At 66.0% G+C, this 18,305-nt stretch carries 16 protein-coding genes; 9 read left to right on the plus strand and 7 right to left on the minus strand.

Translation table 11 applies throughout. The features are described from left to right. Positions 1–12: 12 nt before the first annotated feature. The 6 genes from WBB07_RS26280 to WBB07_RS26305 form a co-directional block, all read right to left on the minus strand. Positions 13–1,023 (minus strand): sulfate ABC transporter substrate-binding protein, encoded by a 1,011-nt coding sequence (locus tag WBB07_RS26280; protein ID WP_526312130.1) that lies wholly within the window; start codon positions 1,021–1,023, stop codon positions 13–15. Positions 1,024–1,086: 63 nt separating this feature from the next. Then, positions 1,087–2,148 carry a sulfate/molybdate ABC transporter ATP-binding protein gene (locus WBB07_RS26285; RefSeq protein ID WP_526312132.1) on the minus strand — a complete coding sequence of 354 codons (1,062 nt, stop codon included), beginning with the start codon at positions 2,146–2,148 and terminating at the stop codon, positions 1,087–1,089. An 18-nt stretch (positions 2,149–2,166) separates the two neighbouring features. Then, on the minus strand, positions 2,167–2,985 hold the full coding sequence (gene cysW / locus WBB07_RS26290) for a sulfate ABC transporter permease subunit CysW (RefSeq protein WP_526312134.1): 819 nt from the start codon (positions 2,983–2,985) through the stop codon (positions 2,167–2,169). Next, complete coding sequence (cysT, locus tag WBB07_RS26295; protein WP_526312136.1) at positions 2,982–3,857, minus strand: sulfate ABC transporter permease subunit CysT; 876 nt, start codon at positions 3,855–3,857, stop codon at positions 2,982–2,984. Before cysT ends, cysW begins: the two co-directional genes overlap by 4 nt. Continuing rightward, positions 3,854–4,876: an extracellular solute-binding protein gene (locus tag WBB07_RS26300; protein ID WP_526312138.1), complete on the minus strand. Its 1,023-nt coding sequence runs from the start codon at positions 4,874–4,876 to the stop codon at positions 3,854–3,856. The genes cysT and WBB07_RS26300 overlap by 4 nt, the downstream gene beginning before the upstream one ends. 345 nt (positions 4,877–5,221) lie before the next feature. Beyond that, on the minus strand, positions 5,222–5,416 hold the full coding sequence (locus WBB07_RS26305) for a hypothetical protein (protein ID WP_526312140.1): 195 nt from the start codon (positions 5,414–5,416) through the stop codon (positions 5,222–5,224). An 89-nt stretch (positions 5,417–5,505) separates the two neighbouring features. On the opposite strand from WBB07_RS26305, the gene WBB07_RS26310 reads away from it, so the two are divergent. The 3 genes from WBB07_RS26310 to WBB07_RS26320 all read left to right on the plus strand — a co-directional run bounded on the left by WBB07_RS26310 (position 5,506) and on the right by WBB07_RS26320 (position 9,393). Further along, on the plus strand, positions 5,506–6,678 hold the full coding sequence (locus WBB07_RS26310; protein ID WP_526312160.1) for an FAD-dependent oxidoreductase: 1,173 nt from the start codon (positions 5,506–5,508) through the stop codon (positions 6,676–6,678). A gap of 71 nt (positions 6,679–6,749) precedes the next feature. Then, on the plus strand, positions 6,750–8,762 hold the full coding sequence (locus tag WBB07_RS26315) for a glycoside hydrolase family 15 protein (protein ID WP_526312142.1): 2,013 nt from the start codon (positions 6,750–6,752) through the stop codon (positions 8,760–8,762). Positions 8,763–8,892: 130 nt separating this feature from the next. Further along, a complete protein-coding gene (locus WBB07_RS26320; protein WP_526312144.1) occupies positions 8,893–9,393 on the plus strand; it encodes a GAF domain-containing protein in 501 nt (166 codons plus the stop codon). Positions 9,394–9,483: 90 nt separating this feature from the next. Here WBB07_RS26320 and WBB07_RS26325 read toward each other — a convergent pair whose 3' ends face one another. Then, positions 9,484–10,743 carry a thioester domain-containing protein gene (locus WBB07_RS26325; protein WP_526312146.1) on the minus strand — a complete coding sequence of 420 codons (1,260 nt, stop codon included), beginning with the start codon at positions 10,741–10,743 and terminating at the stop codon, positions 9,484–9,486. 288 nt (positions 10,744–11,031) lie between these two features. Here WBB07_RS26325 and WBB07_RS26330 point away from each other — a divergent pair, with 288 nt between their 5' ends. The 6 genes from WBB07_RS26330 to WBB07_RS26355 all read left to right on the plus strand — a co-directional run bounded on the left by WBB07_RS26330 (position 11,032) and on the right by WBB07_RS26355 (position 17,945). Further along, the gene (locus tag WBB07_RS26330; RefSeq protein WP_526312148.1) at positions 11,032–11,955 is read left to right on the plus strand and encodes a family 2A encapsulin nanocompartment shell protein; all 924 of its coding nucleotides are present in this window, start codon (positions 11,032–11,034) and stop codon (positions 11,953–11,955) included. Beyond that, a complete protein-coding gene (locus tag WBB07_RS26335; protein WP_526312150.1) occupies positions 11,942–13,756 on the plus strand; it encodes a family 2A encapsulin nanocompartment cargo protein cysteine desulfurase in 1,815 nt (604 codons plus the stop codon). The genes WBB07_RS26330 and WBB07_RS26335 overlap by 14 nt, the downstream gene beginning before the upstream one ends. Positions 13,757–13,844: 88 nt before the next feature. Next, positions 13,845–14,114, plus strand: a complete 270-nt coding sequence (locus tag WBB07_RS26340; RefSeq protein WP_526312152.1) for an ANTAR domain-containing protein — start codon at positions 13,845–13,847, stop codon at positions 14,112–14,114. Between the two features lie 596 nt (positions 14,115–14,710). Then, the gene (hydA, locus tag WBB07_RS26345) at positions 14,711–16,123 is read left to right on the plus strand and encodes a dihydropyrimidinase (protein ID WP_526312154.1); all 1,413 of its coding nucleotides are present in this window, start codon (positions 14,711–14,713) and stop codon (positions 16,121–16,123) included. A gap of 18 nt (positions 16,124–16,141) precedes the next feature. Then, positions 16,142–17,149 carry an LLM class flavin-dependent oxidoreductase gene (locus WBB07_RS26350; protein ID WP_526312156.1) on the plus strand — a complete coding sequence of 336 codons (1,008 nt, stop codon included), beginning with the start codon at positions 16,142–16,144 and terminating at the stop codon, positions 17,147–17,149. A gap of 49 nt (positions 17,150–17,198) precedes the next feature. Then, positions 17,199–17,945 (plus strand): IclR family transcriptional regulator, encoded by a 747-nt coding sequence (locus WBB07_RS26355; protein ID WP_526312158.1) that lies wholly within the window; start codon positions 17,199–17,201, stop codon positions 17,943–17,945. Positions 17,946–18,305: the final 360 nt, after the last annotated feature.

Here is an 18,305-nt window from a genome sequence, read left to right on the forward strand (position 1 = left end):
GCTCACGGGGGATCAGCCCGTCGCGCGCTGATAGATCGTCGTGATCGCCCCGTGGTCCTTGTCGAACAAGGCCGGCTCGACAGCCTCCCAGCCGCCGAGGTCGTCGATCGTCCACAGCTTCGGCACCGGGGGGAACTGGCCGGAGAACTCCTGTGCGACAGCAGGATCGACCGGGCGAAAGCCCGCCTGCGCCCAGATCCGTTGCCCCTGCGGGGTGAAGAGGAAGTTCTTCAGCGCGGTCGCCTGCGTGACGTGGGTTCCGCTGGACAGCACCGCCACCGGATTCTCGATCTTGAAAGTCTCGAGCGGGTTGACGTACTCGATCGGATCCCCGTCGCGCTGCACGCGGATCGCTTCGTTCTCGTAGCTCAACAGGACGTCACCGGTCCCCTCGAGGAACAAGTCGGCGGCCTCGGCCGCCGACTCCGGCCAAACCCGGACATGCTCGGACAGCAACTGGTCGACATACTCGAGGCCCGCGTCCGGATCCTGGCCCCCGTGGCTCTTGACGGCATACGGGGCCAACAGGTTCCACTTCGCCGAGCCCGAGGTCAGCGGGTTCGGCGTCACCACCTCCACTCCCGGCCGAAGCAGGTCATCCCAGCCGCGGATGTTCTCGGGATTGCCTTGGCGGACCACCAGCGAGACCACCGACCCGAACGGGATTCCCCGGGTCGCATCGGAATTCCAGTCGGCAGGCACCATTTCGGCACTGACCAGACGAGTGACGTCGGGCTCGTCGGAGAAATTGACGATATCGGCAACCAGCCCGTCGACCACCGCATGCGACTTGTTCCCGGAGGCACCGTAAGACGTCCGGACCTCCACCTTGCGGCCTGCCGGAGTGTCGGCGAAGGCCGGAAGGATCGCGCTCCAGCCCGGCTCCGCCACGGAGTAGGCGACCAGATAGAGCCGGGTGCCTTCGGCGGCGCCATTGGCGGCGGAGTTCTCGTCACCGCAGGCCGCCACCACCGTGGCGCACAGCGCCACCGCGACAGCAGTGCGCAGGCGCGAGCGAGTCATAACGGCAGCCCCTTCCATGACGGCTCGTGCCGATCATAGGTCGCCGTCCGGTATGGCCGGAGATCAGGCGAGAGAGCTCTGCTCGATGGGCCGGGTGCCGGACTGCACCTCGCCGGCGATCAGCGGCACCCGGGTGGCACGGACATACACCGTGTCACCGGAGCGCAAGCCCAAGGCCTCGGAGTCACCACGGGTGATCTGCGCGGTGAACGGCGAGCGGGTCTCGTCGTCGGTCAACTCGACCCGGACTTCAAAACCCAGCTTGACCACCCGGTCGATGGTCGCCTTCACGACCGGGCTGACGTACGCGCCTTCGACGGTCGAACTGGCCACCGCCATCTCCGGATTGCGTCCGACGCGGATATCGTGAGGCCGCACCAGCGTGCCGTGCAACGAGGCGACTGCACCGAGGAATCCCAGCACGAATTCGCTCTCGGGCTGGTCGTACACCTCGGTGGGCGTGCCGACCTGTTCGATGCGCCCCTTGTTGAGCACCGCGATCCGGTCCGAGACGTCGAGGGCCTCGGCCTGGTCATGGGTGACCAACACCGTCGTCACGTTCACCTCGTTGTGCAACCGGCGCAACCACAGCCGCAAATCCTCACGGACCTTGGCGTCCAACGCGCCGAACGGCTCGTCGAGCAGCAACACCTCGGGATCGATGGCCAGCGCCCGCGCCAGCGCCATCCGCTGGCGCTGCCCACCGGAGAGCTGCGCCGGGTAGCGCGTCCGGAACCCGGCCAGGCCGACCACCTCGAGCAGCTCGTCGACCTTGCGCTTGACCTCATCCTTGGGACGCTTGCGGATCTTGAGCCCGAAGGCCACGTTGTCCCGCACGGTCAGGTGTTTGAACGCGGCGTAGTGCTGGAACACGAAGCCGATACCCCGTCGCTGTGGCGGCTCGTTTGTGACATCGCGGCCGTTGATCACAATCGATCCGGTGTCGGGCTGGTCCAGACCGGCGATCGCCCGCAGCAGCGTCGACTTGCCCGAGCCACTGGGTCCCAGCAGCGAGGTGAGCGAACCCTTGGGCACCGTGAAGTCGACATTGTCGAGTGCAGCGAAGTCGCCGTAATGCTTGTTGGCGCCTTTCACCACGATCGCGTCGGTTGTGTTGGAAGTCATGGGAGTCGGTTCACCTTCTCAGTCATCAGTCTTGACGCGCGAACGTTGCGCATCGAACAAGATCTGGGCCACCAGCACGATCAACGCCACCGCCATCAACACCGTGGAGATGGTGTAGGCACCATAATCGTCACCGCGGGTGTATCGGTCATGAACCAGCAGGGTCAGCGTCTGAGACTGACCGGGCAGGTTCGATGCCACCATCAGCACCGCACCGAACTCTCCAAGGGTCCGGGCGACCGTGAGTACCACGCCGTAGGTCAGACCCCACCGGATCGACGGCAGCGTGATCCGCCAGAACGTCTGCCACCAGGTGGCCCCCAGGGTGGCCGACGCTTCCTCCTGCTCGGTTCCGATCTCGTGCAGAACCGGTTCCACCTCGCGGATGACAAACGGAATGGTGACGAACAGGCTGGCCAGCACGATGCCGGGGAAGCCGAAGATGATCTTCAGGCCCCAACTGTTCTCCACGAATCCGAACAACCCGGCCGTGCCCCACAACACGATCAACGCGACACCGATCACCACCGGTGACACCGCAAACGGCAGGTCGATCGCCGCCTGCAGAGCGTTCTTGCCGCGGAACTTTCTGCGCGCCAACACGATTGCGGTCGGTACTCCGAACAGCACATTCAACGGGACGACGATGGCGACCACCAGCAGCGACAGCGACAGCGCCGATTGGGCCGCCGGGGTGGTGATCGAATCCCAGAACGCACCCAGCCCGGCACCGAAGCTGCGCCACAAAATGGACCCCAGCGGCACCACCAACAACGCAAAGATGTAGAGGGACGCGACAATCCGCAGGATCAGCCGCGTCGGCGTCGAGAGGATCATCGTGCCGCCGCTTCCCGCTTCGCCGCCCGGGCACCGAAGAAACGCAGGATGAAGAGCACCACAAACGAGATGAGCAGCAGCACGATCGAGATCGCCGCAGCCCCCACCCGGTCATCGTTTTCGATGAGCGTGCGGATCCACTGCGAGGACACCTCGGTCTTGCCGGGGATGGCGCCGCCGATCAAGACGATCGAGCCGAACTCGCCGATCGCCCGGGAGAACGCCAGCCCGGCGCCGGACAGCAACGCCGGAGCCAGCGCGGGCAGGATCACCCGACTGAAGATCGTGGCGTTACTGGCACCCAACGACGCCGCCGCCTCCTCGACCTCACGGTCCAGTTCGAGCAGCACCGGCTGCACGGCACGGACCACAAACGGCAGCGTGACAAACGCCAGCGCCAGGCCAACACCCCACGCGGTGTGCTGGATGTGGATCCCGACCGGGCTCATCGGACCGTAGAGGGCCAGCAGGACCAGGCTGGCCACGATCGTCGGCAGCGCAAACGGCAGATCGATCAGCGCGTCGACCACCCGTTTGAACGGGAACTCGTCACGCACCAGCACCCAGGCGATCAGCACGCCGAACACGACGTTGACCACCGTCACGATGGTCGAGATGACCAAAGTCACCCGGAACGAGGCGATGGCCGACGGAGAGGTCACCGCATCCCAGAATGCAGCCGGGCCACCGCCGACCGATGTCCACAGGATCGCCGCCAGCGGCAGCAGGACGATCAGGGACAGCCACAGCACCGTGACACCGATCTGCAGGCCCGCACCGCGGTGCCCCCGCAGACGGCGGCCCGCAGCGGCACCGCCCTCCGTCAGCTCAGGCCGACTGGCCTCAGGATTCGGATCGACGACAGAGGTCATCCGGTGGCCTTCTTGTAGATGTTGGTGATGGTGCCGTTGTCCTTGTCGAACAGCTCAGGGTCGACGGTGCTCCAGCCACCCAGGTCGGCGATCGTCCACAGCTTCTCCGGAGCCGGGAACTTGTCGGCGAACTCGGCGAGCACCTCGGTGTTGGACGGACGGAAGCCCGCTTGTGCCCACAGCCGCTGGGCATCCTCGGTGTACTGGTAGTCGACAAATTCCTTTGCCTTGTCCAGGTGCTTACTGGTGTTGACCACCGCGACGGGATTTTCGATCTTGAAGGTCTGCGGCGGGTTCACGTGCTCCAGGTTGAAGTTCAGCGCCTCGTTCTCGTAGGCCAGCAGCACATCGCCGCTGCCCTTCTGGAACACATCGGTGGCTTCTCGGCCGGAGCCAGGGCGCAGCTTCACGTGCTCGGTGACCAGTTTGTTGACAAAATCGATGCCGGCCTGCGGGTTCTGGCCACCGTTGCTGGCATAGGCGTAGGGCGCCAGGAGATTCCACTTGGCCGCTCCCGAGCTCAACGGGCTGGGCGTGATCACCTCGACACCCGGCTGCAGCAGGTCATCCCAGGTGCGGAGATTCTTCGGATTGCCCTCCCGCACAGCAAAAGTCACCACAGACCCGAACGGAAGTCCTTTGTATTCACCGGCATTCCAGTCCTCGTCGACCAGACCGGCCTTCACCAGCCGCGTGATGTCGGGTTCGACGGAGAAGTTCACCAGGTCGGCGGGCTTACCGGCCTCGACCGCCCGCGACTGATCCCCGGAGGCACCGTAGGACCCGGTGACCCCGATACCTTTTCCCTCCTCAGTGGCTGCAAAGCCCGGCGTCACCTTGGCCCAGCCCGGTTCCGGCACCGCAAAAGCCACCAAGGTCAAGGTGGTGTCGGCTGCAGGTCCAGCGCTGTCACCGGCGACGTCGCTCGCGCCGCCACCGCAGGCGGAGACGAGCGTGGCGGCCAGGGCAAGCGCCGTGGCAGCGCGCCACCGTCGCGCGGACGACAAGGGGTTCTGCATGAAGAGACCTTTCCGTGGGAATCAGCAGGTTGTGTTCCCGCCACACGGAGAGGAGATGTAGAAGTTCGGTGCGCTGAAAACGCTCGTCACCCAACACCAGACCGCAAGCGGGCAGGAGTCAGCGACAACAACACACGACTGCGGCGGCGAAGAATTCATCAGCAACACCGGGCACGGAGTGGCCCATCGTGATGCTGGTCGCCGAACGCATGGGCGGAAGCGTAGCAGAATCTTGCGCAACCGACAGCGCAAGAACGTGCTGCTACCTGGTCACCAGCCACATCACGACAACAAAAATCATGAGAAGCACGAGGATCAACGTCACCCGGGATCGAGGCATACCGTTCACCGCCGGCCACCACCATCGCCGCGGAACCGATGCAACAACCGGCTGCCGTTACCCACCAGCGCATCGAGCGCCACCGCGACCGCGTAGGCGAGGGTGAGAACCACGGGCATCACCACGACGGTCTGCAGCACAAAGCCGCGGCCCGTCAGCCACAATTCCACGCCGTCCCACCAACTCAGTACGCCAGACATCACCACCACCCTACGATCTAGGGGTGGGCACGGCGGACACCGGTGAGGATTCCACCACCTGCCTGATCGCCGGCGGCGGTCCGGCCGGCATGACATTGGCCCTGTTGTTGGCCCGGGCCGGAATCAACGTGACCGTGATGGAGAAGCACGCCGACTTCCTCCGCGACTTCCGCGGTGACACCGTGCACGCCAGCACGCTGCGCCTGCTCGACGAACTCGGGCTCGCCACCACCTTCGCCGCGCTACCCCATCGGATGATCGACCGGGTGAACGTGGTGGTATCGGGCGGCAGTCTGTCGCTGAGCCTGCAACATCTGCCGGGCACTCATCAGCACATCGCGTTGGTGCCACAGTGGGACTTCCTGGAGATGCTGGCCACCGCCGCGGCCACCGAACCGGCCTTCCGGCTGCTGCGCAACACCGAGGTTCTCAGACCGTGGTACCAGGGCGGGCGGGTGGTCGGCGTGCACTACCGCGACGCCGCAGGCCGGGACCAACGGATGCGCGCGACGCTGACGGTGGGTTGCGACGGGCGGGCGTCGACCCTGCGGACCGCGACCGGGTTCCTGCCACGCAGTTTCGGCGCCCCGATGGACGTGTGGTGGTTCCGGCTGCCACGCCACGAGGACGACCCCACTGGACTCAACGGCCGGTTCGAGCGCGGCCAGGCCGTGGCGATGATCGATCGTGGCGACTACTTCCAGATCGCCTATCTGATCAAGAAGGGCTCCGATGCCGTGCTGCGGGCCGAAGGCATCGACTCGCTGCGCCGGCGCGTCACCGCTCTGGTCCCCTGGGTGGCCGATCGGGTGGGGAGTCTGCAATCGTTCGACGACGTCAAACTACTTGACGTGCAATTGAATCGACTCCGGAAATGGTATGCCGACGGCATCCTGTTCCTCGGCGACGCCGCGCACGCGATGTCACCGGTCGGTGGCGTCGGCATCAACCTGGCAATCGCTGACGCGGTGGCCGCCGCGCGCATCCTGGCCGGGCCGCTGCAGTCCGGGACGCTGTCCAGCCGGCATCTGGCCTTGGTGCAGGCCCGGCGCTGGCTGCCGGCCGCACTAATCCAGCGGGTGCAACGGTTTGTCCACGACAACATCATCTCCCGTGGTCTGGCATCCAACCGTCCGGCCGATGGGGGGCCACCGCGGACCCTGCGTCTGGCGAACCGCTTCCCCGTCCTGACCCGCATCGCCGCTTACGGAGTGGCGATCGGTCCGCTCCCGGAGCACGCACCGGCCTTCGCCCGGCGCTGACCAACGGCCACGACGCGCCCGGCAGCTCCACGGGTGGACGGCAGGCGCGTCGGCACACAATGATGGGCGGCATGACGCTCGACATCGAGACCGGAGACAGCGCCACCGACGGAGTTCGATCTGACTCCGAACCACCGTTGACCGTGACCGCCCCGGTGCCGTACGCGTCGGCGGCGGCGCTGCGCAATCCGTTCCCGCCGATCGCCGACTACGGATTCCTGTCCGACTGCGAGAACACCTGCCTGGTGTCCTCGGCCGGGTCCATCGAGTGGCTGTGTGTTCCGCGCCCCGATTCACCCAGCGTGTTCGGCGCGATCCTGGATCGCGGCGCCGGGCATTTCCGGCTCGGCCCTTACGGGGTGTCGGTTCCCGCGGCGCGCCGCTACCTGCCCGGTAGCCTCATCCTGGAGACCACCTGGCAGACGCACACCGGCTGGGTGATCGTCCGCGAGGCGCTGGTGATGGGTCCGTGGCATGACATCGAGTCACGGTCACGCACGCACCGCCGCACCCCGATGGACTGGGATGCCGAACACATCCTGCTTCGGACGGTGCGCTGCGTCAGCGGCACCGTCGAACTGGTGATGAGCTGCGAACCGTCGTTCGACTATCACCGCAACCCCGCCAAGTGGGAGTATTCGGGACCCGCCTACGGCGAAGCGATCGCCCGCGCCGGCCGCAACCCCGACGCCCATCCCACCCTGCGCCTGACCACAAACCTGCGGCTCGGCCTGGAAGGGCACGAGGCCCGGGCCCGGACCCGCCTCACCGAGGGCGACAACGTGTTCGTCGCCCTCAGTTGGTCCAAGCATCCCGCGCCGCAGTCCTTCGAGGAGGCCGCGGACAAGATGTGGAAGACCAGCGAATGCTGGCGCCAATGGATCAACATCGGCGACTTCCCCGACCACCCGTGGCGGTCCTACCTGCAGCGCAGCGCGCTGACCCTGAAAGGGCTGACCTACTCCCCGACCGGTGCGCTGCTGGCCGCCAGCACCACCTCGCTGCCGGAGACCCCGCAAGGCGAACGCAACTGGGATTACCGCTACGCGTGGGTCCGCGACTCCACCTTCGCCTTGTGGGGGCTCTACACCCTGGGGCTGGACCGCGAGGCCGACGACTTCTTCGCCTTCATCGCCGACGTGTCCGGCGCCAACAACGGTGAACGGCATCCGCTGCAGGTGATGTACGGCGTCGGCGGCGAACGCAGTCTCGAGGAAGCCGAGCTGCTGCACCTGTCCGGTTACGACAACGCCCGACCCGTCCGGATCGGCAACGGCGCCTACGACCAGATGCAACACGACATCTGGGGAACCATGCTGGACTCGGTGTATCTGCACACCAAGTCCCGCGAGCAGATTCCCGAGACCTTGTGGCCGGTCCTCAAAGAGCAGGTCGAAGAGGCCGTCAAGCACTGGAAGGAACCCGACCGCGGCATCTGGGAGGTCCGCGGCGAAGCCCAGCACTTCACCTCCAGCAAGATCATGTGCTGGGTGGCGCTGGACCGCGGGTCGAAGTTGGCCGAGCTCGAAGGCGAGAAGAGCTACGCCCAGCAGTGGCGGGCCATCGCCGAGGAGATCAAGGCCGACATCCTGACCCACGGTGTCGACTCCCGTGGGGTGCTGACCCAGCGATACGGCGACGACGCACTGGACGCCTCGCTGCTGCTGGCCGTCCTGACCCGGTTCCTGCCCCCGGACGATCCCCGGATCCGGGCAACAGTGCTGGCCATCGCCGACGAGCTCACCGAAGACGGACTGGTGCTGCGCTACCGCGTCGAGGAGACCGACGACGGGCTCTCCGGCGAGGAGGGCACTTTCACCATCTGCTCGTTCTGGTTGGTGTCGGCGCTGGTCGAGATCGGTGAGATCCACCGGGCCCGGCATCTGTGCGAACGGCTGCTGTCGTTCGCCAGCCCTCTGCATCTGTACGCCGAGGAGATCGAGCCGCGCACCGGCCGGCATCTGGGCAACTTCCCGCAGGCCTTCACCCATCTGGCGCTGATCAACGCTGTCGTCCACGTGATCCGCGCCGAGGAGGAAGCCGACGCCTCCGGCGCCTTCCAACCCGCCAACGCCCCCATGTGAGCCAACCGTCTCCCCCTCAGCGCGAGCGCGCGTGTTTGTACGCAGACACGCCGCGTCGTGCGTACAAAGGCGTGCGCTCGTCGTGAGCGCAACCGTTGCACGATCGGCCGCCACCCCGCACCATCGGCTGATGACCAACGAGCCGACACCCGCCACTGACACCACACCCGGGCTGACCGACCTGTCCGCCGACCTCGACGGACTCGTCGAGAAGCTGGGCGTGAAATCCGTCCTGGTGATGCGTTCCGAGCCAGACTCGATGGTGGTGGCGGCAACAGCGGGCGCGGCCGCCAAGCACTACACCGTCGGAGCGGCGGGAGCCAAGGCCGGCACCGACCCCAGTCGGGTTCCGCTGTACTGCGAACGCGTGGTCAACACCGATGCGGCCTTGTTCGTCAAGGATTCGCGCGTCGACCAGACCTTTGCCGGTAACGAAGACGAGGTGGAGTTCGGCCTGCACAACTATCTGGGGCTGGCGGTGCATGGTCCCGACGGCGGCGTCGTCGGGACGGTCTGTGTACTCGACGATCGGGCCCGCGACTACGACGACGCCGACGTAGCCGCGCTGGAGGTGCTCCGCGACAACGTCGAACAGCTTCTGCGCAAGGATGATTCGGCGCTGGGAGGTTGAGGTCCGCCCCCGCGAGCGCGCGTCTTTGTACGCATGGCCTCGCGTGTCGGCGTACAGACACGCGCGCTCGCGGGAAATTGGAAGTGGTGGTCAGGACCAGTGCACGGCAAAATCGATGACCAGTTGCGCAGCCACTGCCAGGGCCAGCGGGGTGAACTGCTGTGACGCCTCGTCACGGGCCACGCCGGTCACCACCCGACCTCCGTACCCGTCGTCGGCACCCGGCACCGTCACCGTCACGACAGTTGCGGTGGCGCCGTCCCGGGGCCGAAGGTAGAACTCCTGCCCGGGGGTGAGCGCACCCTCGATCTGGCGGCCACGGTGGTCCACCAGATCAGCATGCGGGGCGGACAGCGCCGCCGAATGCGTGACGTCGAGCCGAAACGGCCCGATCAACCCGTTATCCACCTCGGTTCGCGACGAATCCAACTGAGGCACAACCGTTTCCGCACGCGCAGCTCGGGCACCGTCCAGCAAGTGGTTGTACAGCGCCACCGTGCGCTCTGGATTGCGGTAACGCCCCGAGCCGGCAAGGCGAAACCCGACCTCACCGAGCACGCCACCGGTCGCCGTCAGCCGATAGAACCGGTAGCCACGATCGGCCTCGCCGGGCCGGCGAGTCGACACGGTGGCACCGACCCCGAGTGTCTTCGCGCCGCGGCCGACCCCGGCCGACACCGTCAGCTCCGAAGACGCCACGGGGCGCCAATCCTGTCCGTCGGCGGACTTCTCCAGCCGTATCGTCACCGGCACGTCGGCGATGACGTCAGCCGAATAACCACCCAACTCCGGCGAGCTCTCGAACTCGGCGACGACGTGTACACCGGTGTGGCGCAACGTGGTCGGTTGGTTCAACGGCCGATTGTCGAGATCGAGCCCGTTGGTGAAGTGCCAGATCGCGGCCTGGGTGGCGGCGATGGCTTCATGCTCGGCGATGTTTCCCACCCCGAGCGGGTGACCGGCCGACCGCACCCGCCGGCTCAGCTCGTTGATCGTCAAGCGCGGAAACGAGTTACGCAGAATCCAGTCGACTTCAGCTTCGTGAGCCTGCGCCCGGAGATTCGGTACCGCCATCCAGGTCGCCACCGAATACCTCGAGGGCGTTCTCGGCGCCACCCCGGAGAAGTCCAGCGAGTACGCCTCCACCCCGGGGTTGAGCCGGATGAGGTCGGTGCGGGCCGACGTCCCGTCGGAGAACACCACCGTGTCCACCGTGTGTGAGTAGGTGCCGCCGCGATAGCGGGTCAATCGGGTGACGTCGACGACGGGTCGCGGCCGGACGCGCCGACGAACGGTCACAACCGGGCGGGTGCGGACCGGGAACAACGATGATGCGACGGCAACAGCCATGAGTGTTGACTCTCTGGGGGCTCGGAACAATGCAGCTCAACAGGCGGCCCAACGAAGGGCATGCCGGAGCGGCAGGGAATTCAGGGCGTCAGAATCAACAACAACAACAACGCACGACAAGGCTGCGCGAGAAGACCAGGCGCGGCTGTGCGGTGTGCATGTCCCTAACATACGGCATCCCGCAAGGCCCCAGGCCCCACCCCTTCCGGTCAGCATGCTCACAAACCCTGGGCAACGGATCCCGGTGTCGTTCATGATGGGCCCGTCAACCCCTCGGGAGGAAAGCACATGACTTCGGCTCAGAACGAATCACAGGCGCTCGGCGATCTCGCCGCCCGGCAGCTCGCCAATGCCACCAAGACCGTCCCGCAACTGTCCACGATCACCCCACGGTGGCTGCTACATGTGTTGAGCTGGGTCCCGGTCGAGGCGGGTATCTACCGCGTCAACCGAGTCGTCAACCCCGATCAGGTCACGATCCACGCCGACGAAGGCGTGGGTTCGCAGGAGCCGCTGCCGGAGACCTTCGTCGATTACCAGACCAGCCCCCGTGAATACACACTGCGCACGATTTCCACACTGCTCGACGTGCACACCCGCGTCTCGGACCTGTATTCGAGTCCGCACGACCAGATCACCCAGCAGCTGCGGTTGACCATCGAAACCATCAAGGAGCGCCAAGAATCCGAGCTGATCAACAACCCCGAATACGGGTTGCTGGCACAGGTCACTCCCGAGCAGACCATCCAAACCCTCGGCGGCGCACCGACTCCCGACGACCTGGATTCGCTGATCACCAAGGTGTGGAAGACGCCGGGTTTCATCCTCACCCACCCTCTCGGTGTGGCGGCGTTCGGCCGTGAAGCCACACGCCGTGGCGTGCCGCCGGTGGTGGTCAACCTCTTCGGCGGCAATTTCATCACCTGGCGCGGCATCCCGATCATCCCCAGCGACAAGGTGCCGGTCGAAGACGGCAAAACGAAGTTCATCCTGATCCGCACCGGCGAGGAACGCCAAGGCGTGGTCGGCCTGTTCCAACCGGGATTGGTAGGCGAACAGGCGCCGGGACTGTCGGTGCGGTTCACCGGCATCAACCGGTCAGCGATCGCGTCGTACCTGGTGACGTTGTACACGTCGCTGGCGGTGCTGACCGATGACGCGCTCGCGGTCCTCGATGGCGTGTCCGTGGACAAGTTCCATGAGTACAAGTGAGTACAAGTCGGTAGACGCCGAGGGCGAGCTGCCGGTAAGCGCCGCCGAACTGGCGACGCTGGCAAATCAGTTGTACGCGGCCAGCTTCCGGCCCGGTCCCGATTCTCCGCCGCAGTCGACCACCGTGGCGCCGCGGGGATCGGTACCCGACGTCACTGCCGCCACCTCGGCGACGGCCCTGGCCGGATTGGTGCCATCGGTTTTTGCTCCGGTACCGACATTGCCCTCCTCGGGACCGGAGCCCGTTCCGCCACAAACGGTTCCATTGACACCTCGCGGCAACCTCCCGAACCCTGGCGCCGGCTCCTCAGCCGCCCACACCGGCGCCGGCGTGCTGGATCCGTACGCAGTGGGCGACCTGAACGAGTTCGCAGTCCCATCCGGGATCGTGCCGACCATTCCGGGAGTGCTGGCCGGGTCTACACCCAGAACACCTGCGGCACCACGGATCCCGACCCCGGGATGGCCGCAGTCGGCACCGTCGGTGGCAGACCTGGGCCTGGCCGCGCCTCCCGGCCACGGCGACGAGAACCACCGCGGCTTCGGCCGGCAACCCACCCCCCGAGTCCACGACAACCACGACATCTTCGACGTCAACTCGATCCGGGCGGATTTCCCGATCCTGCGCGAGACGGTGAACGGCAAACCGCTGATCTGGTTCGACAACGCGGCCACCACGCAGAAGCCGCAGGCGGTGATCGACCGGCTGGCGTACTTCTACGCTCACGAGAATTCGAACATCCATCGGGCGGCACACGAGTTGGCGGCCCGGGCCACCGACGCATACGAAGAGGCCCGCGATACCGTGCGGCGCTTCATCGGAGCGGCCAAATCGGAGCAGATCGTCTTCGTTCGCGGGACCACCGAGGCGATCAACCTGGTGGCCTACTCCTGGGGCACCAAACACCTCGGACCCGGCGACGAGATTGTCATCACCCATCTGGAGCACCACGCCAATATCGTTCCGTGGCAATTGCTGTCCCAACGCACCGGCGCGGTGCTACGGGTTGCCCCCGTCGATGACGCGGGCAACCTGCTGCTCAGCGAATTCGAGGCGCTGCTGGGTCCACGTACCAAACTTGTTGCCGCCACCCAGGTCTCCAACGCACTGGGCACCGTCACCCCGGTGGACAAGATCGTCGAACTCGGGCACCGCTACGGCGCCCGGGTGCTCATCGACGGTGCCCAGTCCATTCCGCACATCCCGATCGACGTCAGCAAGCTCGGCGCAGACTTCTTCGTCTTCTCCGGTCACAAGATCTTCGGCCCCACCGGCATCGGGGTGCTCTACGGCACCGAGGAGGTGTTCGACGAAACCCCGCCATGGCAGGGCGGCGGCAACATGATCGCCGACGTGACACTGGAACGGTCGCTGTACCAAGGATTGCCGAACAAGTTCGAAGCCGGCACCGGGAACATCGCCGACGCCGTGGGCCTGGGCGAGGCGCTGCGCTACGTCGAACGGGTGGGCATCGAACGCATCGCGGCGCACGAGCATGCGCTGCTGGAGTACGCCACTCCCCTGTTGGCCGATATCCCCGGCGTCCGACTTGTCGGGACCGCCCAGGAGAAGGCCAGCGTGTTGTCGTTTGTACTGGCCGGCCACGAGCCGCTCGAAGTCGGTAAAGCGTTGAACAGTGAAGGCATCGCGGTCCGCGCCGGGCATCACTGCGCGCAACCGATCTTGCGTCGTCTCGGCCTGGAGGCCACCGTGCGCCCGTCGTTCGCGTTCTACAACACCTTCGACGAGATCGACGTCTTCATCCGTGCGGTCCGCCGCATCGCCGAAGGGACTTCCTGAGCCACGAGTCCGCATCACCGTGCGCAGATGTCTTCCGCCGGTGCGCCCTTCGCCCGACGATGAGTTTGAAGGTCTGAAGGGAGCAACCATGGTGTACGACGACAACAACTCGCGCCGGGTGATCGACATCGCGATCGGTGTCCTGGTCGCTCTGCAGGGCCATTCGGAGCGAGAGGCGTTCGAGGAGCTGGTGGCCGCAGTGCGCCGCACGGGAGTGGGTGTAGGCGCGCTGGCGGCGGCGTTGGTAGCCCTGGTGGGCGGACGTCCCGGGCCGACAGCGCATCAAGCCGAAGCGCTCGACGTGTGGGGTGACCTGCTGGCCTCACGCCTGCTCCCGCCGGCGGTGCGCGCCACCTGAGGAGACGCGCACCGCCGCTTCAGTTGCCCAGCATTCGACCGGCTCCACATCGATCAGCCGGGAGAGCTCCCTACGGGGAATAGCTGCTCCCGCAATGTCTCCCGCTCCTCGCGCACGCCCGCAGCGGAATGCCGGAGTGCCGACGTGCCTGATCCCGGGAGAATGAAGCCAGAGGCCGTAGCTGCCGTCAGAAGCCGTCCATAGAGTTCTGCGATACCGGATCCGGTCCCGCATCGGGCGAGAAGAACAGAGCACCGAGGACCACCAGCGCCGCCCCGTCAGTGCCGACAGCCATGGCCGCCATCCACCGCCGGCGCCGACGCTGTATCCACCTCCGCATTCTTCACTGAACGCGACCGAACCCACTGCCTGGATGTCGATTCGTGCGGGCATCGTCACCGCCCTTCAGGGCGGTTTCAAGCGGTCTGTGCAACGAGTGCTTCTGCGGGTGATTTCCAGTCCAAATGTTTGGCGCGGCCTGTCCGTCGACGGGCTCGTCGTGAAGCTGGCCGTGAAATCGGTCCTGGTGATGCGTTCCGAACAACGCAATGCGATACACTCAGTGAACCGACGGTCCACTGAATGAAATGGACGAGATGACAGAGACCCTCTTTCGTGGCGGAACGATCGTAGGCGCGTCGTCGCAGGTCCGCGCAGATCTACTGGTGAAGGGCGAACGGATCGCCGTCATCGGCGAGTCACTCGACGCACCGGGCGCGACTGTCGTTGACGCAACAGGCTGCATGCTCCTACCGGGCGGCATCGACACGCACACACACTTCGAACACATGGTCGCCAGCGGTGCGACACGCACGGCCGACGATTTCACGTCGGGATCGATCGCTGCACTCTGCGGCGGCACGACATCCGTCATCGACTTCGTGCGCGCGCCGGCAGACATCGGAATCCGCGACGCCTTCCTCCGTCGCCGCGACCGCGCCGAGCAGTCCATCGCAACCGACTTCGGTCTCCACCCGATCGTGCCGGCCACCGCCGCAACCGATGACTCGATCCCGCAGTTGCGCCGGCTCGCCACAGAGGAAGGCGCCGCCAGCTGGAAGCTGTTCATGGCGTATCCGGGATCCATGGTGGGCGACGACGTCTTACTTGCCACGTTCCGAGCCGCCTCTGAGCTCGGCGTGTTGCCAATGGTGCACGCCGAGAACGGCCACATGGTGGCCGACGCCATCGCCGGGCTGGTCGCCGCCGGTCGTGTCGACCCCACCGAGCACGTGCACGGGCACCCCGCGGCGGCCGAGGCCGAGGCGATCCAACGAGCCGCGGCGCTCGCGCAGCAGGCGAACAGCGAGCTCTTCGTCGTACACGTCTCGGCGGGAGCGGCGGTCGATGTCCTTGTGCGCCTGCGCAACGAGGGCATACGCGTGGGCGCCGAAACGTGCCCGCAGTACCTCGCGGCGTCGGCCGACGCTCCGCACGTCACCGGCGCCATCGCGGCGGGCCACGTCTGCTCGCCTCCCATCCGCGAGGCGAGCAACCAGGAGTCACTCTGGCGCGGTATCGAACTGGGCGTATTGCACACCATCGGCACCGATCACGCCGCCTTCACACTGTCACAGCCGGAAGACCTGATGCCCCAGAAGGTGGTGCATGACGACTTCACCCGCGTACCCAACGGCGTGCCCGGTGTTGAGGAGCGACTCATGGTGATGCACGAGCACGGCGTCCGGCGCGGCCGCTTCGACATCTGCCGCTTCGTCGACCTCACCGCCACCGAGCCTGCCCGCCGATTCCGTCTCGACCGAAAGGGCTCGCTGGTGGTCGGCAACGACGCGGACATCGTCATCTGGGATCCCGCCGCGACGCGCACCCTGAACGCCGATTCGCTGCACAGCCGCGCCGATTACTGCGTTTACGAGGGCATGCAGGTTCGCGGCGTCCCGCGCGCCGTGTGGCTGCGCGGCACCCTCGTCGCAGAACACGGCGAACCGGTTGGCGAACTCGTCGGCCGCGGCCAGTACCTGCCCCGCACCCTCAACCCGACCACCTGACTCAAGAAACGAGGCACGATGACGCCACAGCTCGGAATCCATCTCGGCGAGCGGTTCACCCTCGAGGAAACCCTTGCCGCCGCCGATATGGCCGAGCGCTACGGGTTCGATTCGTTGTGGGTCGCGGAGGGTCGATTGACACGCGACGCGCTGACGATCATGGCGCTGGTGGCGCACCGCACATCGACAGTGCGCATCGGCTCCGGTGTCGTCAACAACAAGTCGCGCAACGCGGCGCTGATGGCGGTGAGCTTCAAGACTCTCGACGAGATCGCGCCCGGGCGCATCGTCTGCGGCATCGGCGCATGGTGGGAGCCGCTGGCGTCGAAAGTCGGTACGCCGCTGCGGAAGCCCGTCACCGCGATGCGCGAGTACGTCGACGTGTTGCAACGGTTGTTCGGCAACGAGGAGGTGTCGATCGCCGGCGAGTTCGTGAACATGGACGGGGTGCGCTTCGACCGGATGTACGCGGAGAACGCCGCTGTCGACATTCCGATCTACGCAGGTGCCGTCGGCCCGCGAATGCTGGAACTCGCCGGCGAGATCATGGACGGTGTTTACCTCGACTTCCTACTGCCGGTCTCTTATGTCGGCTTTGCTTCCGAGCACATCAACCGCGGCATCTCGCGCCGTACCGATGGCGCGACATCGATCGACCTCACGCAGGTCATCGCATGCGCCGTCGACGACGAGCACCCAGACCGCGCGATCGACGCATGCAGGAACTTCCTCACCATGTATCTGGCCCAGCAGCCGCACATCGCCGAACACGCCGGCGTCGAGCCCGAAATCGTCGAGCAGATCCAGCAGGTCGCCGGTTGGCCCGCGACGCCGGCGGACATCGAGCGTGCCATGCGGCTGGTGCCCGATGAGGCTGTGCACCGGGTGTGTGCGGCGGGCTCGACGGGCGACGTCGTCGCGAAACTCGAAGAGTTCCACCACGCCGGCATCCGAGTGACGGTGCTCAACCCGTTGGGCGCCAACAAGCTTGCCACAATCGAGCGCGTCGCCCGCGCGATCAGCTGAGGATTGCGCCATGACCGTGACAAAGGACGCAGGACTTGTCCAGAAGACCGTGCGCATCGTCCGCGCGGTTGCAGCGCGCGAGGGCGGCATCGGCCTGTCGGAGGTGGCACGCGAGACCGGTATCTCGAAGGCCACCTGCTTCCGCATCCTCAACGTCCTCGAGGAAGAGGGATGGCTCGAAGCGGACGCAACGACCAGACAGTTCCGTGTCTCACTTGACCTCTTTCTGATGGTTGCCGGTCAACGGTCAGCGGCGCGCGTGTCGGAGGTCATCGATGCGATCCTGCGCGAGGTGGCCGCCGAGGTGCAGGAGACCTGCGGTCTCGATCGCCTCGACCAGCATGCGGCGCTCGTGCTGCGCGAAATGCGGGGACCACACCAGATCGGCCACACTCCAAAAGACGTACCGCGGCGTCTCAGCGCTGTGCGCACCTCCACCGGGCGGGTCATGCTGGCACACGGCGACCGGGACGTAGCTCGAGCACTGTTCGAGGCAGAAGCGGATACGCAACCCAAGCTCCCGTTCGCCGATGCAGCTGCCTTCGAGACAGAGCTCGACACCGTGCTGGCCAACGGATTTGCTGTCTGCCGCGATGAGCTCGAGATCGGCCTGACGGCGATTGCCGTGCCCGTGCGCCCCGACAACGCCGCATCGTTTGCAGTCTGGGTTTCGGGACCCACGTTCCGCATGAACGAAGTGCCCGTCGACGCCACGGTGAGCATCCTTCGCAATGCCGCAAACCGGCTCGAGGTGCTGCTGCGCGACAAGCAGCTCGCTGAGGCACCGCGCACGTAATACGGACCTCAACCACAGCCGGCGCGGAAAGCCGCACCGCACATCGCTTTTCACGGCCGCGATACCGCCGAGGTGAACAGCCTTCGCGATGCCACAAACCGGCTCGAGGTGCTGCTGCGCGACAAGCAGCGCGCTGAGCCACCCACACGTCAGTCATGCCAGCCTGCCACCGACAGCCGGCCCGGAAAAGCCGCACCGTACATCGTTTTCATGATCGCGATATTTACGAAACACCATCGACACATGGCCCGTGAAGGCTTATCATATCATTCAGTGAACCCGTGGTCCGAACAGTGAACCGGAGGTGCCATGTCGATGGTGTTGACACGCACGCGGGGCCAAGCCGCGGACCCCGTGCGC

Source organism: Mycobacterium sp. (assembly GCF_049647605.1).
GTDB lineage: Bacteria > Actinomycetota > Actinomycetes > Mycobacteriales > Mycobacteriaceae > Mycobacterium.

Excerpts from the sequence above, each read along its gene's own strand:
- WBB07_RS26280 (WP_526312130.1), bottom strand. The coding sequence starts at position 1,023 with ATGACTCGCTCGCGCCTGCGCACTGCTGTCGCGGTGGCGCTGTGCGCC.
- cysW (WP_526312134.1), bottom strand. The coding sequence starts at position 2,985 with ATGATCCTCTCGACGCCGACGCGGCTGATCCTGCGGATTGTCGCGTCC.
- WBB07_RS26305 (WP_526312140.1), bottom strand. The coding sequence starts at position 5,416 with ATGTCTGGCGTACTGAGTTGGTGGGACGGCGTGGAATTGTGGCTGACG.
- WBB07_RS26350 (WP_526312156.1), top strand. The coding sequence starts at position 16,142 with ATGACGCCACAGCTCGGAATCCATCTCGGCGAGCGGTTCACCCTCGAG.
- WBB07_RS26340 (WP_526312152.1), top strand. The coding sequence starts at position 13,845 with ATGGTGTACGACGACAACAACTCGCGCCGGGTGATCGACATCGCGATC.
- WBB07_RS26320 (WP_526312144.1), top strand. The coding sequence starts at position 8,893 with ATGACCAACGAGCCGACACCCGCCACTGACACCACACCCGGGCTGACC.
- WBB07_RS26300 (WP_526312138.1), bottom strand. The coding sequence starts at position 4,876 with ATGCAGAACCCCTTGTCGTCCGCGCGACGGTGGCGCGCTGCCACGGCG.
- WBB07_RS26285 (WP_526312132.1), bottom strand. The coding sequence starts at position 2,148 with ATGACTTCCAACACAACCGACGCGATCGTGGTGAAAGGCGCCAACAAG.
- WBB07_RS26330 (WP_526312148.1), top strand. The coding sequence starts at position 11,032 with ATGACTTCGGCTCAGAACGAATCACAGGCGCTCGGCGATCTCGCCGCC.
- hydA (WP_526312154.1), top strand. The coding sequence starts at position 14,711 with ATGACAGAGACCCTCTTTCGTGGCGGAACGATCGTAGGCGCGTCGTCG.
- WBB07_RS26335 (WP_526312150.1), top strand. The coding sequence starts at position 11,942 with ATGAGTACAAGTGAGTACAAGTCGGTAGACGCCGAGGGCGAGCTGCCG.
- WBB07_RS26310 (WP_526312160.1), top strand. The coding sequence starts at position 5,506 with ATGACATTGGCCCTGTTGTTGGCCCGGGCCGGAATCAACGTGACCGTG.
- WBB07_RS26325 (WP_526312146.1), bottom strand. The coding sequence starts at position 10,743 with ATGGCTGTTGCCGTCGCATCATCGTTGTTCCCGGTCCGCACCCGCCCG.
- cysT (WP_526312136.1), bottom strand. The coding sequence starts at position 3,857 with ATGACCTCTGTCGTCGATCCGAATCCTGAGGCCAGTCGGCCTGAGCTG.
- WBB07_RS26315 (WP_526312142.1), top strand. The coding sequence starts at position 6,750 with ATGACGCTCGACATCGAGACCGGAGACAGCGCCACCGACGGAGTTCGA.